At 54.0% G+C, this 13098-nt stretch carries 15 protein-coding genes; 8 read left to right on the forward strand and 7 right to left on the reverse strand.

Annotated features, from left to right (window positions below; genetic code table 11):
* Positions 1-329: 329 nt before the first annotated feature.
* Positions 330-896: a D-glycero-beta-D-manno-heptose 1,7-bisphosphate 7-phosphatase gene (gene gmhB, locus ACOTW6_RS12980; RefSeq protein WP_045356790.1), complete on the reverse strand. Its 567-nt coding sequence runs from the start codon at positions 894-896 to the stop codon at positions 330-332.
* Between the two features lie 188 nt (positions 897-1084).
* On the opposite strand from gmhB, the gene metN reads away from it, so the two are divergent.
* The 6 genes from metN to proS all read left to right on the forward strand — a co-directional run bounded on the left by metN (position 1085) and on the right by proS (position 6664).
* Positions 1085-2116, forward strand: a complete 1032-nt coding sequence (gene metN, locus ACOTW6_RS12985; protein ID WP_006810022.1) for a methionine ABC transporter ATP-binding protein MetN — start codon at positions 1085-1087, stop codon at positions 2114-2116.
* Positions 2109-2762 carry a methionine ABC transporter permease MetI gene (locus ACOTW6_RS12990; RefSeq protein WP_003856130.1) on the forward strand — a complete coding sequence of 218 codons (654 nt, stop codon included), beginning with the start codon at positions 2109-2111 and terminating at the stop codon, positions 2760-2762. The genes metN and ACOTW6_RS12990 overlap by 8 nt, the downstream gene beginning before the upstream one ends.
* 40 nt (positions 2763-2802) lie before the next feature.
* Positions 2803-3618 carry a methionine ABC transporter substrate-binding lipoprotein MetQ gene (gene metQ, locus ACOTW6_RS12995; protein WP_003856132.1) on the forward strand — a complete coding sequence of 272 codons (816 nt, stop codon included), beginning with the start codon at positions 2803-2805 and terminating at the stop codon, positions 3616-3618.
* Positions 3619-3724: 106 nt separating this feature from the next.
* Positions 3725-4129 carry an Rcs stress response system protein RcsF gene (gene rcsF / locus ACOTW6_RS13000; protein WP_003856133.1) on the forward strand — a complete coding sequence of 135 codons (405 nt, stop codon included), beginning with the start codon at positions 3725-3727 and terminating at the stop codon, positions 4127-4129.
* The gene (tsaA, locus tag ACOTW6_RS13005; RefSeq protein ID WP_062932315.1) at positions 4126-4833 is read left to right on the forward strand and encodes a tRNA (N6-threonylcarbamoyladenosine(37)-N6)-methyltransferase TrmO; all 708 of its coding nucleotides are present in this window, start codon (positions 4126-4128) and stop codon (positions 4831-4833) included. Before rcsF ends, tsaA begins: the two co-directional genes overlap by 4 nt.
* 112 nt (positions 4834-4945) lie before the next feature.
* Positions 4946-6664: a proline--tRNA ligase gene (gene proS / locus ACOTW6_RS13010; protein WP_062932316.1), complete on the forward strand. Its 1719-nt coding sequence runs from the start codon at positions 4946-4948 to the stop codon at positions 6662-6664.
* Between the two features lie 45 nt (positions 6665-6709).
* Here proS and nlpE read toward each other — a convergent pair whose 3' ends face one another.
* From nlpE to ACOTW6_RS13025, 3 genes are read right to left on the reverse strand one after another with little or no spacing between them, the layout of a single operon-like run.
* A complete protein-coding gene (gene nlpE / locus ACOTW6_RS13015) occupies positions 6710-7408 on the reverse strand; it encodes an envelope stress response activation lipoprotein NlpE (RefSeq protein ID WP_213789033.1) in 699 nt (232 codons plus the stop codon).
* A gap of 39 nt (positions 7409-7447) precedes the next feature.
* Positions 7448-7864, reverse strand: a complete 417-nt coding sequence (arfB, locus tag ACOTW6_RS13020) for an alternative ribosome rescue aminoacyl-tRNA hydrolase ArfB (protein ID WP_006810027.1) — start codon at positions 7862-7864, stop codon at positions 7448-7450.
* Complete coding sequence (locus tag ACOTW6_RS13025) at positions 7861-8406, reverse strand: YaeQ family protein (RefSeq protein WP_003856144.1); 546 nt, start codon at positions 8404-8406, stop codon at positions 7861-7863. Before ACOTW6_RS13025 ends, arfB begins: the two co-directional genes overlap by 4 nt.
* A 195-nt stretch (positions 8407-8601) precedes the next feature.
* Here ACOTW6_RS13025 and ACOTW6_RS13030 point away from each other — a divergent pair, with 195 nt between their 5' ends.
* Together ACOTW6_RS13030 and rof are read left to right on the forward strand one after the other, a co-directional pair.
* Positions 8602-8802 carry a YaeP family protein gene (locus ACOTW6_RS13030; protein ID WP_003856146.1) on the forward strand — a complete coding sequence of 67 codons (201 nt, stop codon included), beginning with the start codon at positions 8602-8604 and terminating at the stop codon, positions 8800-8802.
* Positions 8789-9049 carry a Rho-binding antiterminator gene (gene rof, locus ACOTW6_RS13035; RefSeq protein WP_063159681.1) on the forward strand — a complete coding sequence of 87 codons (261 nt, stop codon included), beginning with the start codon at positions 8789-8791 and terminating at the stop codon, positions 9047-9049. Before ACOTW6_RS13030 ends, rof begins: the two co-directional genes overlap by 14 nt.
* A gap of 26 nt (positions 9050-9075) precedes the next feature.
* Here rof and tilS read toward each other — a convergent pair whose 3' ends face one another.
* From tilS to ACOTW6_RS13050, 3 genes are all read right to left on the reverse strand, one after another.
* A complete protein-coding gene (tilS, locus tag ACOTW6_RS13040) occupies positions 9076-10362 on the reverse strand; it encodes a tRNA lysidine(34) synthetase TilS (RefSeq protein ID WP_121479271.1) in 1287 nt (428 codons plus the stop codon).
* A gap of 56 nt (positions 10363-10418) precedes the next feature.
* Entirely contained in the window at positions 10419-10808 is a 390-nt protein-coding gene (locus ACOTW6_RS13045) for a VOC family protein (protein WP_003856151.1), read from the reverse strand.
* 66 nt (positions 10809-10874) lie between these two features.
* The gene (locus ACOTW6_RS13050; protein ID WP_213789034.1) at positions 10875-13007 is read right to left on the reverse strand and encodes a lysine decarboxylase LdcC; all 2133 of its coding nucleotides are present in this window, start codon (positions 13005-13007) and stop codon (positions 10875-10877) included.
* Between the last annotated feature and the right edge of the window lie 91 nt (positions 13008-13098).

Here is a 13098-nt window from a genome sequence, read left to right on the forward strand (position 1 = left end):
GTGTTCACTCGTTGAGACTTGGTATTCATTTTTCGTCTTGCGACGTTAAGAATCCATGTCACTTTGAGTGCCCACACAGATTGTCTGATAAATTGTTAAAGAGCAGTTGCGACGCGCTTCAGCGCTCTGTCGCGAGGTGGCGTATATTACGCTTTCCTCTTTCAGAGTCAACCCTGATTTTCAGGATTTTTTCTCTTCAGCCGACCGGGTTGTCTGTGAAGTGATTCACATCCGCCGTGTCGATGGAGGCGCATTATAGGGAGCCGCCGAGGAATGACAAGCGGAAAAATGCATTTTTATTTCAACCGCTCACCTTTTCGCCAAAACGCCTATTTTTGGTGCTTTTTAATCTCTTTTGGCAGTTCTGCCAGACTATTTATCACCCAGTCGGCTGCATTCTCTGCTTCTGGGGTGACCGGTTTACCGGTACGCACTAATACTTTGGTACCTACACCTGCCGCCGCTGCTGCCTGCATATCTTCCAGTTTATCGCCCACCATATAAGATGCGGCCATATCAATGTGCAGGAATTCCTGTGCAGAGATAAACATGCCCGGGTGTGGCTTACGGCAGTCACAGGTCTGTCGATACGCTTCTACACTTCCCTGCGGGTGATGCGGACAATAATAGATGCCATCAAGATCGACGCCGCGATCGGCCAGAGACCAGTCCATCCATTCCGTCAGCGTCTCGAATTGCGCTTCGGTGAATTTACCCCGGGCGATACCGGACTGGTTAGTTACCACCACCAGCGCATAGCCCATCTCTTTCAACTGGCGCATGGCATCTATAACGCCCTCGATAAACTCGAACTCATCAATCTCATGGACGTAACCGTGATCCACATTAATAGTGCCGTCACGATCAAGAAAAATTGCGGGTACAGATTTTGCCACCGGTTTGCTCCTGAAAAAGTCTTGTTCAGCTAGTATCTCATGAATCGCAGCGCAATAAAGTGCTCATCGCACAGAGGTGGATTGATTTAGACGTCTGGATGCCTTAACATCCATTTTGTTTACGGTCATTCCCCGTATCTGGCAGAAGAAAATGCCACGGCTAACTTACTTACGATAAAAATAATCTAATGATTAAACTTTCCAATATCACCAAAGTGTTCCAGCAGGGGAACCGAACCATTCAGGCGCTGAACAACGTCAGCCTGCATGTGCCTGCTGGTCAGATTTATGGCGTCATTGGCGCATCGGGTGCGGGTAAAAGTACGCTGATCCGTTGTGTTAACCTGCTTGAGCGCCCAACCCAGGGCAGCGTAGAAGTTGGCGGCCAGGAGCTTACCGCTCTCTCAGAAAAAGAGCTCACCAAAGCGCGTCGCCAGATTGGCATGATTTTCCAGCACTTTAACCTGCTGGCCTCCCGCACCGTGTTCGGTAACGTTGCGTTACCCCTGGAGCTGGATAACACACCAAAAGAAGAAGTGACGCGTCGCGTCACCGAATTGCTGGATCTGGTTGGACTGGGTGATAAACATGACAGCTACCCGGCAAATCTGTCCGGCGGGCAAAAACAGCGTGTAGCAATCGCTCGCGCGCTGGCAAGCAACCCAAAAGTGCTGCTGTGCGATGAAGCCACCAGCGCATTAGATCCGGCAACTACGCGCTCTATTCTGGAACTGTTAAAAGACATTAACCGTCGTCTGGGCCTGACTATCCTCCTTATTACGCATGAAATGGATGTAGTGAAACGTATCTGCGACTGTGTGGCAGTTATCAGCAACGGTGAGCTGATTGAGCAGGACACGGTGAGTGAAGTCTTCTCGCACCCGAAAACGCCGCTGGCTCAGCAGTTTATTCAGTCCACACTGCATCTGGATATTCCGGAAGATTATCTGGAACGTTTAAAAACAGACGCAACGCCTGACAGCGTCCCGATGCTGCGCATGGAGTTCACGGGCCAGTCCGTTGACGCACCGCTGCTGTCCGAAACCGCGCGTCGCTTTAACGTGAATAACAACATTATTAGCGCGCAGATGGACTACGCCGGTGGCGTGAAGTTCGGCATTATGCTGACGGAAATGCACGGCACACAGGAAGAAACCCAGGCGGCAATTGCCTGGCTGCAAGAACATCACGTAAAAGTAGAGGTACTGGGTTATGTCTGAGCCGATGATGTGGCTACTGGTTCGCGGCGTTTGGGAAACGCTGGCAATGACCTTCGTATCGGGCTTCTTTGGTTTTGTGATTGGGCTGCCGGTCGGCGTGCTGCTGTACGTTACGCGCCCGGGTCAAATTATTGAAAACGCGAAGCTGTATCGCACGCTCTCTGCGCTGGTGAACATTTTCCGGTCTATTCCGTTCATTATTCTGCTGGTGTGGATGATTCCGTTTACACGCGTGATCGTCGGGACGTCGATTGGTTTGCAGGCAGCTATTGTCCCGCTGACCGTAGGCGCGGCACCGTTTATCGCCCGTATGGTGGAAAACGCCCTGCTGGAAATCCCAACTGGCCTGATTGAAGCTTCCCGCGCGATGGGCGCAACCCCAATGCAGATCGTTCGCAAAGTTCTGCTGCCTGAGGCGCTGCCTGGGCTGGTAAACGCAGCAACCATCACGCTTATCACCCTGGTCGGTTATTCCGCGATGGGCGGCGCCGTAGGTGCTGGCGGTTTAGGCCAGATTGGCTATCAGTACGGCTATATTGGCTATAACGCTACCGTAATGAATACCGTTCTGGTATTGCTGGTTGTGCTGGTTTACTTAATTCAATTCTCTGGCGATCGTATCGTCCGGGCTGTTACGCATAAATAACGTTACAAACAACACAAACTCGACGAGTTAAGGACATAACATGGCGTTTAAATTTAAGACCTTTGCAGCAGTAGGCGCACTGATTGGTTCGCTGGCACTGGTGGGTTGCGGTCAGGACGAAAAAGATCCAAACCACATCAAAGTAGGCGTTATCGTCGGTGCAGAACAGCAGGTTGCTGAGGCCGCGCAGAAAATCGCGAAAGAGAAATATGGCTTGGACGTTGAACTGGTGACCTTCAACGATTACGTTCTGCCGAACGAAGCGCTGAGCAAAGGCGACATTGACGCTAACGCCTTCCAGCATAAACCGTACCTGGATCAGCAGATCAAAGATCGTGGCTACAAACTGGTTGCTGTCGGTAACACCTTCGTTTACCCAATTGCCGGTTACTCCAAGAAAATTAAATCTCTGGATGAACTCCAGCCGGGTTCACAGGTTGCCGTCCCTAACGACCCAACCAACCTTGGCCGTTCCCTGCTTCTGCTACAGAAAGTGGGTCTGATTAAACTGAAAGAAGGCGTTGGCCTGTTACCGACCGTTCTGGACGTAACCGAAAACCCGAAAAATCTGAAAATTGTTGAACTGGAAGCACCACAGCTGCCACGTTCTCTGGACGATGCGCAGATCGCCCTGGCCGTGATCAACACCACTTACGCCAGCCAGATCGGCCTGACCCCAGCGAAAGATGGCATCTTCGTTGAAGACAAAGATTCCCCGTACGTCAACCTGATCGTGACTCGCGAAGACAACAAAGACGCGGAGAATGTGAAGAAATTCATACAGGCCTATCAGTCTGAAGAAGTGTACCAGGAAGCCAATAAGGTGTTTAACGGCGGCGCGGTTAAAGGCTGGTAATCTCCCGGCAGTGTAATATCATCAAGACGGGCGTTTGCCCGTCTTGTCATTTGTGCGGTCAACTGCTTCAATATCTGACGTTTTGATTATCCACTGAGGAATTATTATGCGTGCTTTACCGATCTGTCTTTTAGCACTGATGCTGAGCGGCTGTTCTATGCTAAGCAGATCTCCTGTTGAACCTGTTCAAAGCACTGCAACCCCGCCAAAAGCGGAGCCAGCAAAACCGAAAGCGCCTCGCGCTGCGCCGGTACGTATTATTACCAAAGCCGACGAGCTGGTCGGTAAGCCATTCCGTGAACTGGGCGAAGTGAGCGGCGAATCCTGCCAGGCAACGAATCAGGACTCCCCACCTAATATTCCGACAGCCCGCAAGCGTATGCAAATCAACGCGTCGAAAATGAAAGCCAACGCGGTGCTGCTGCACAGCTGCGAAGTCACCAGCGGCACACCAGGTTGCTATCGCCAGGCGGTATGTATCGGTTCTGCGCTTAACATTACGGCGAAATGAGTTCATTTCAGTTCGAGCAGATAGGCGTTATTCGCTCCCCTTATAAAGAAAAGTTCGCCGTGCCGCGTCAGCCGGGTCTGGTCATTAACGGCGGCGGCGAGCTTCATCTTGTCGCGCCGTATAATCAGGCCGATGCAGTGCGCGGGCTTGAGGCGTTCAGCCATTTATGGGTGGTCTTTGTATTTCACCAGACCATGGAAGGCGGCTGGCGTCCCACCGTGCGTCCGCCTCGTCTGGGCGGAAATGCCAGAATGGGTGTCTTTGCCACCCGCTCAACCTTTCGTCCCAACCCCATCGGGATGTCGCTGGTCGAGCTGAAAGGCATACGTTGTCAGAAAGATCAGGTGATCCTGGAGTTAGGTAGCCTTGACCTGGTTGATGGCACGCCGGTCATAGATATTAAGCCTTACCTGCCCTTCGCCGAAGCGCTGCCGGATGCCCGGGCAAGCTATGCACAGGACGCACCGCAGGCAGATATGCCGGTTCACTTCACGTCTGAAATTACAACGCAAATCAGCGAGCTGGAAAAGCGTTATCCTCGTCTGCGTGACTTTATCGTTGAAGTGCTGGCCCAGGACCCCCGTCCCGCCTACCGCAAAGAAGAGGAAGCCGGGAAAACGTACGCTGTCTGGCTGCTGGACTTTAACGTGCGCTGGCGCGTGACTGCGGCGGGTTTTGAAGTGTTTGCCCTGGAACCCAGGTAATTTTGTTCTCCTCTCTTTTGGCATCTTTGCCACACTGGTAAACTAAACCACTTTTTTTGTGTCAGGCTGGTGTTTCAGCCTGTTCCAATCGTCGAAATGGAACCGTAACAACATGCGTACTAGCCAATATCTGCTCTCCACTCTGAAGGAGACACCTGCCGACGCCGAGGTGATCAGCCACCAGCTGATGCTGCGCGCCGGGATGATCCGCAAGCTGGCCTCCGGGTTATACACCTGGCTGCCGACCGGCGTGCGCGTCCTGAAAAAAGTCGAAAACATCGTGCGTGAAGAGATGAACAACGCCGGTGCTATCGAGGTGTTAATGCCGGTCGTTCAGCCCTCTGAACTGTGGCAGGAGAGCGGTCGCTGGGAGCAGTACGGTCCTGAACTGCTGCGTATTGCCGATCGTGGCGATCGTCCATTCGTTCTCGGTCCAACGCATGAAGAAGTGATCACCGACCTGATCCGTAACGAGCTGAGCTCTTACAAACAGCTGCCGCTGAACTTCTTCCAGATCCAGACCAAGTTCCGTGACGAAGTGCGTCCACGCTTTGGCGTCATGCGTTCTCGCGAATTCCTGATGAAAGATGCTTACTCTTTCCATACTTCTCAGGAATCGCTGCAAGAGACCTACGACAAAATGTACGCGGCCTACAGCAAAATCTTCTCCCGCATGGGGCTGGATTTCCGTGCTGTACAGGCTGATACCGGTTCAATCGGCGGTAGCGCCTCTCATGAATTTCAGGTTCTGGCGCAGAGCGGCGAAGACGATGTGATCTTCTCTGACTCCTCTGATTACGCCGCGAACATCGAATTTGCAGAAGCGCTGGCACCGAAAGAACCACGCGGTGCGGCAACGCAAGAGATGACGCTGGTTGATACGCCAAACGCGAAAACTATCGCCGAGCTGGTTGAGCAGTTTACTCTGCCGATCGAAAAAACCGTGAAAACCCTGCTGGTGAAATCGGCTGAAGGTAGCGCTTATCCACTGATTGCCCTGCTGGTACGAGGCGATCACGAGCTGAACGAAGTGAAAGCCGAGAAGCTGCCGCAGGTTGCCAGCCCGCTGACCTTCGCAACGGAAGCGGAGATCCGCGCCGTGGTGAATGCAGGTCCTGGTTCTCTGGGTCCGGTGAACATGCCTGTTCCGGTGGTCATTGACCGCACCGTTGCGGCGATGAGCGACTTCGCTGCGGGCGCAAACATCGACGGTAAACACTACTTCGGCATCAACTGGGATCGGGACGTGGCGACGCCGGAAGTGGCTGACATCCGTAACGTGGTCGCAGGCGATCCAAGCCCGGACGGCAAGGGTACCCTGATGATCAAACGCGGTATCGAAGTAGGCCACATCTTCCAGCTGGGCGATAAGTACTCGCGCGCAATGAACGCTGCCGTTCAGGGCGAAGATGGTCGTAACCAGGTTCTGACCATGGGCTGCTACGGCATTGGCGTAACGCGCGTTGTTGCTGCCGCTATCGAGCAGAACTATGACGAACGCGGAATCGTCTGGCCGGATAACATCGCGCCGTTCCAGGTGGCGATCCTGCCAATGAACATGCACAAGTCTTACCGCGTGCAGGAGCTGGCTGAGAAACTCTACGCTGAGCTGAGCGCGAAAGGTATCGACGTGCTGATGGATGATCGTAAAGAGCGTCCTGGCGTGATGTTTGCTGACATGGAACTGATCGGTATTCCCCATACCATCGTCATCGGCGACCGTAACCTCGACAGCGACGAGATTGAATACAAATACCGTCGCAACGGCGAAAAACAGATGATCAAGACGGGCGATATTCTTGATTACCTGGTGAAAGCCATCAAAGGTTAAAAAACAAAAAACCCCGCCAGCGCGGGGTTTTTTAATGGCTATATCTTATTTGCTTTCGCAGTCTTTCCCCGCAGCAAACTTCGCGTCTTTATCTGCCACCAGCGTTTTCACCAGCTCGCCGCTATCCGGGTTTGGCTCCAGCGTAAAATGCCCTTCAACCGTCAGCAACACTGGCTTACTGTCGTTGCCGCGCGCGACGGCATAGTCTCGCTCCAGCTGGGCATTGTTCGCCACGCTGACTTTCTTCCCGGTTGCACAGTCAGTGAAGATCGCCGCATCCGCCATGTAGAAATACATCCCTCGCATTGCCATTGGGGTGGCTGGCAGGGTCGCTTTCACCGGGGCCAACGTGTAGTTGAACTGGGAATCAATCGGATTGCCTTCGCGATCGAGCATCTCCATCCCCTCGCCTTTGGCGCGGAAATAAGTTTTATCGCCCGTGGTATCCGTCAATACCAGCTTCTCAGCCGTACGCGCCCATGTTCCATAAGATGCAAAAGAAGACGGTTCTTTCGCCCCCTGGTAACGCTGGTTCATGACCCAGGTGCCATCTTTTTGCAGGAACAGAGAGGTTTCGATGCCCTCGCAATCTGCACATGGCAAAACGCCGCGCCAGCTCTGCTGCATCGGCTTTAATTCTTCATTTTGCGTGGGCTGTGGTACCTGGGTTTCCGAACGGTTGTTACAGCCAAAAAGCGCAAACAGGCTTGTCACGGCCAGCGCTGATAATAATGCTTTTTTCACAATTCTTTCCTTATGAAAAAGGGTGTCCCTTTCGTCACATTACGGGTGGCGGACTTTGCCACGCAGTGATTTTACGGTGGATTTCTGCGCCTTCGATGACAACCGACGTTCTTTCGATGCCCGCGTTGGACGTGTTGCCCGGCGACTTTTTTGCACAGCCGTCAGCTCTTTGATGACCGCGACCAGCCGGGCTATTGCCGCTTCCCGGTTAAGCTCCTGGCTGCGATACTCCTGCGCTTTAATCACCATCACACCCTCGCTGGTGATCAGGTGATGGCTGGCGGCAAGCAGACTTTCTTTATAATACTCTGGCAGGCTGGAGGCCCGAATGTCAAAGCGCAAATGGATAGCCGTTGAGGCCTTGTTAACGTGCTGTCCCCCTGCTCCCTGGGCCCGGATGGCGGTGATCTCAAGCTCGTTATCAGGAATGCTGACGTTTCGGGACAATACAATCATGATGCGGGCTGCCAGGCCGTGAGATGTATTTCCAGATTATTCTGAGAATCGGAAAGCCAGATGGCACCGTCCTGAATCGTCGCCTGTAGCGCCATCGTCCGGCTGGCGAACGCACTCAGCTGCGCCAGCTGTTCATCATCCAGATACCAGACAGTAAGATTTTTGAACTGCGCACATTTATTTTTATTTTGTTGCCACCAGATCTCCGCCGCGCGCTGGTTATAGGCAAACAACGCCACCTCAGCTGACTGGGTGCAGGCCTTTTTGATCCTGCGTTCATCCGGCAGGCCAAGCTCAATCCATAAATCGATACCCAGATGATCGTTGCGCAGCCAGGCTTCCGGTTCATCTTCCGCGCTTAAACCACGGGTAAATTGCAGACGCTCGTCGGCATACTTAATCCACGCCAGCAGGCGCAGCATCATGCGCTCCTGGGTTTCAGAAGGGTGACGCGCCAGCGTCAATGACGCATCCAGAAACTGGTTACGGTCAAGATCCGCCACATTGACCACAGCTTTATAAATAGTCGCTTTCAGCGCCATGAGAGAACTCCTTTCGAATCAGGCGTACATTGTAGCGAAAACCGCGGCAAAAGGCTGTTACGAGGTGGTGGCTCCCTCTTATCAAGGCGCTGATATTGCTTAAATGAGTATGGTATAGTCACCTTGCTAAACCGAGTTTAACTTCGTAGGCTTAATGATATCTCACAGTAAGTCAGTACGCTGGCAGGAGGTGATGTGAATAATTATTGTGAGTTGATTCGCAGACGGTATGCGGAGATCGCCAGCGGAGATCTGGGGTACATTCCGGATGCGTTGGGCTGTGTATTGAACGTGCTAAATGAAGTGGCCTCTGATGAGAGCCTTTCTGAATCGGTCAGGGAAAAAGCAGCGTATGCTGCGGCGAATTTACTGGTGAGCGATTATGTCGATGAATGATACCTATCAACCCATCAATTGTGATGACTATGACAACCTCGAACTCGCCTGCCAGCATCATTTAATACTGACGCTGGAGCTAAAAGATGGCGAAGTGCTAAAGGCAAAGGCCAGCGATCTGGTTTCCCGTAAAAATGTGGAATACCTGGTTGTGGAAGATACAGGTGCAACGCGTGAGCTACGCCTCGACAAAATTGCCAGTTTCAGCCATCCGGAAATCGGCACCGTCGTGGTGAGCGAATCCTGATAACCAACGGGCAGCCAGGCTGCCCGTTACGCTTTCCATTCAAAATTAACTCCGGCTTCAGCCCACCCCTCTTCAGTGATGAACACCCCTGCCGCCGCGATGAGCGTGTCGCCGTAAAACAGAAGCGGCGTGGTATCACGTCGCCAGGGCGGAACGTTCTGTTCCTGCCAGATTTTCTTCAGCTTACGCCCGCCGTTACGCCCGACGATATGCAGCATGCCGCTGGCCCTGAAGCGTATGGTGACGTTCTCGTCCGGCTCAGGTAGACGCACATTGCCTGAATGGCTTAACGCAACGACACCGGCATTCAACGGTAGCGTTAATGCATTCTTCGGCGACGGCCAGTCGAGCACAACGTCACCCAGCGACGGCACAGATTTCACCCACCAGAGTTGCCCTTTATAACGCCTGACGTCATAACCATTCAGGTGTATACACGGGGCGGCATCTTCCCTCGCCTGTGCAACTTCCTCCCAGATACGGTTGAGCATCGCCCGGGACGGCATAACCGCACGCTGGGAAGCCAGCCAGCGGCGAATCAGAGCAGACCGACGCACGGGGCTCATCACCTTCAACGGCGCAATGTTCAGGGCACCGTCAGCGGTAATCAGCGTATCCAGCTCCTCGCTCAGCAATTCATCCAGCAAGCTTTCCTGTTCAGCACACAGCATGGCGCTTCTGGCCGCCGCTTCGGAAAAATGCGCCCAGCGCTCGTTCAGAAGCGGCAGCACGCGCAGGCGCAGGAAGTTTCGGTCGTAGCTGTCGTCCTGATTGCTCTCGTCCTCAATCCAGCACAGATGATGCTGCTGCGCCCAGGCTTCCAGTGAAGCGCGCGTTTCACCCAGCAGCGGGCGGATGAGCTCTGTTTCAGCAAAATCAGCGCGTTCAGGCATGGCGGATAACCCCGCAGGCCCGCTGCCCCGCTTGAGCGCCAGTAAAAACGTCTCGCACTGGTCGTCCAGATGCTGCGCGGTGACCAACGCTTCTCCAGGTTGTAATGCGCCAGAAAACGCGGCGTAGCGGGCTTTCCGCGCCTGCGCCTCAATACCCAGCCCCTCATCCTCAAGCGTGACGCGTTCAACGATCAGCGGGATTGCCCACCCTGAGCACACCGCTTCGCAGTGCGCCACCCAGTCGTCGGCATGGGGGCTTAAGCCGTGATGGATATGCATCGCCCGCAGCTGGACGTCAGGCTCACGGTCGCGCCAGAGCTTAAGGCGGTGCAGCAAAACGGTGGAATCCAGGCCACCGCTGAACCCCACCAGCAGCTGGCGGTAGGGTGAAACGGCGTGCGCGATAGCAGGTAAGGTCATAGGAAATTACACATAAAATGCCCGAACTGAACGGGCATTATCACACATGACGGCGATTACTGCTGGTAAAGCTCCAGCGGCAGCCCGTCCGGATCGTTGAAAAAAGTGAAACGTTTATCGGTAAAGGGATCGACACGAATCGCTTCACAGGCCACGCCGTGGGCTTCCAGATGTTTTACCGCGCTGTCCAGGTCATCGACGCTGAAGGCCAGGTGGCGCAGGCCGCAGGCTTCCGGGCGCGAAGGTCGCGCTGGCGGGAAAGGAAAAGAGAACAGTTCAATCACATATTGTCCGTTTAACGCCAGATCGCCTTTCCAGGAGTCGCGCTCCTCTCGGTAGGCCTCGCTTAACAGCGTAAAGCCGAGAACGTCGCAGTAGAATGCCTTACTTTTCGCGTAATCGGTGGCAATGATCGCAATATGATGAACCGCTTTTAAACCCAGCATAGTTTCTCCTTTTTATGATGCCCTGAACGTTACAACCGACAACCCGCCCCTGGCAAGCAGACCCTTTTATTTTAGGACTCTCACCCAGTACACGCCGTTATCATCGCGTTTCGCGCCATGAATATCCGTTTCAAAGCCCGGATAGTGGCGCCCCACCGAACAGAGCATCAGCAGGAAATCGAGCACCGCCCGGCTCTCCTCGGTGATCATTTCACCCGGCATCAGCAGCGGCACGCCCGGCGGATAAGGCAGGATCATGTTGGCCGATACCCGCCCGACCAGGTTCTCCAGCTCAACGGTTTCAACCTCCCCTTTCACCTGGCGCTGCCACGCCCTGTGCGGCGTCAGCTTCATTTCAGGCAGAACATCAAATGCCTGCAACATCAGGCGCGGCAGATCGTGCTGGCGGATCAGCCTGTGGATCCCCTGAGCCAGATCCTGAATACGCATATTGCGGTAGAAGTCAGGATCTTCCGCGTAGAGATCCGGCAGCATATTCTTCACCCGCAGGTTCAGATCATATGCGCGCTTAAACTCCATCAGTCCGCGCAGCAGACCCATCGCGCGGGTTTTATCGATCCCGATGCTGAACAGGAACAGCAAATTATAGGGTCCGGTTTTCTCCACCACCACGCCGCGCTCATCAAGGAACTTCGCCACCAGCGCAGCCGGGATCCCTTCCTCACCCATCACGCCCTGCTCATCCATGCCCGGCGTCAGGATCGTCACCTTAACCGGATCGAGGAACATGTGGTCCGCATCGGCATCCCGAAAACCGTGCCAGTTCTCCCCCGGCGCGACGGGCCAGCATTCTGCCTCATCAATCTCTTCCGGCTGCCAGATATCAAAGAACCAGCCGTCCGCTTCATCTTTAAGTCGCTGAACCTCTTTTCGGAAATGCAGCGCCCGTTCCACCGAACGATTGATCAGGCGTTTACCCGGATTACCGCGCAGCATCGCCGCCGCCGTTTCGATGGACGCCACCAGCGGGTAGCTCGGCGACGTGGTCGTGTGCATCATAAAGGCTTCGTTGAAGGTGTCCTCGTCGTACTCGCCCTTGATATGAATGAGAGACGCCTGGGAAAACGCGGCCAGCATTTTGTGCGTCGACTGCGTTTCGAAGAACACCTTGCCAGGCACCCGCTCGCCACTCATCCCACTTTTACCCGAGTAAATCGGGTGGAAATTGGTGTAAGGCACCCACGCGGAGTCAAAGTGGATCGACGGCACGTCCAGCGTCTGCTTGATCCAGTTCGTATTGTAAAGCAGCCCGTCATAGGTGGAGTTGGTGATCACCGCGTGAACGGGCCAGCTTGCCTCGGGGATCGCCGCGATCTTATTTTCAATGGCTTCATGCGCGAATTCACGGCGAGGAATGCCGCCGAGAATACCCAGCGCATTACGCGTAGGCGAGAGCCAGAGCGGCACCACGTCGCTCATCATCAGCAAATGCGCCAGTGATTTATGGCAGTTGCGGTCAATCAGCAGCGTACTGCCGGCAGGCGCGGCGTACATCCCGACGATTTTGTTCGAGGTTGAGGTACCGTTGGTCACCATGTAGCTTTGCTCGGCGCCAAAGGTCCGGGCGATGTACTCTTCGGCTTCCAGATGCGGGCCGGTATGATCCAGCAGAGAGCCTAACTCGGTGACCGAAATCGACACGTCCGCCTTCAGCGTGTTACCGCCGAAGAAATCGTAGAACAGGCATCCCACCGGGCTTTTTTGATAGGCTGTTCCCGCCATGTGGCCTGGCGTACAGAAGGTGTACTTCCCTTCATTCACATAGGTGAACAGCGCGCGCGTGAACGGCGGTGTGATGTTATCGAGGTATTCACCGGTGTACTGCTGAATGCGGGTCGCAATGTCCTCGGCAACGCCGAGTGAGTATTCGAAGAACCATAGCGCCATACGCATATCGTGCGCGCTGACGTCCATGGTCGAGTGAGTGTTGATAAACGCGTACAGCGGAAGATATTCGTTGAGCTTATTGATATCGCTGCACAACTCCATGTCGTATTCGTCCCAGTCGAATATCACGCCACAGATGCGCGGATTGTGTTCGATAAATTTCAGCAGGTCGGCGCTGTTTTGCGGCCAGATCAGCTGGTATCCGCGTGCTTTAAGGGCTTGCTCCAGCTCCTTGATGGGTTCGTCTTTATAAAAGACGCCGTGTGGCCCCATGATGGCAATGATGTTCATGGTTTACCTCCTTGAAAAACATCAGATAAGCATAGTTAAGGTAAACGGCAGGTATAAAAAAAGCCGCAACAATGTGCGGCTTTTAGGATAA

The sequence above is a fragment of the Enterobacter cloacae complex sp. IR5403 genome (assembly GCF_049238705.1).
Taxonomy (GTDB): domain Bacteria; phylum Pseudomonadota; class Gammaproteobacteria; order Enterobacterales; family Enterobacteriaceae; genus Enterobacter; species Enterobacter hormaechei_C.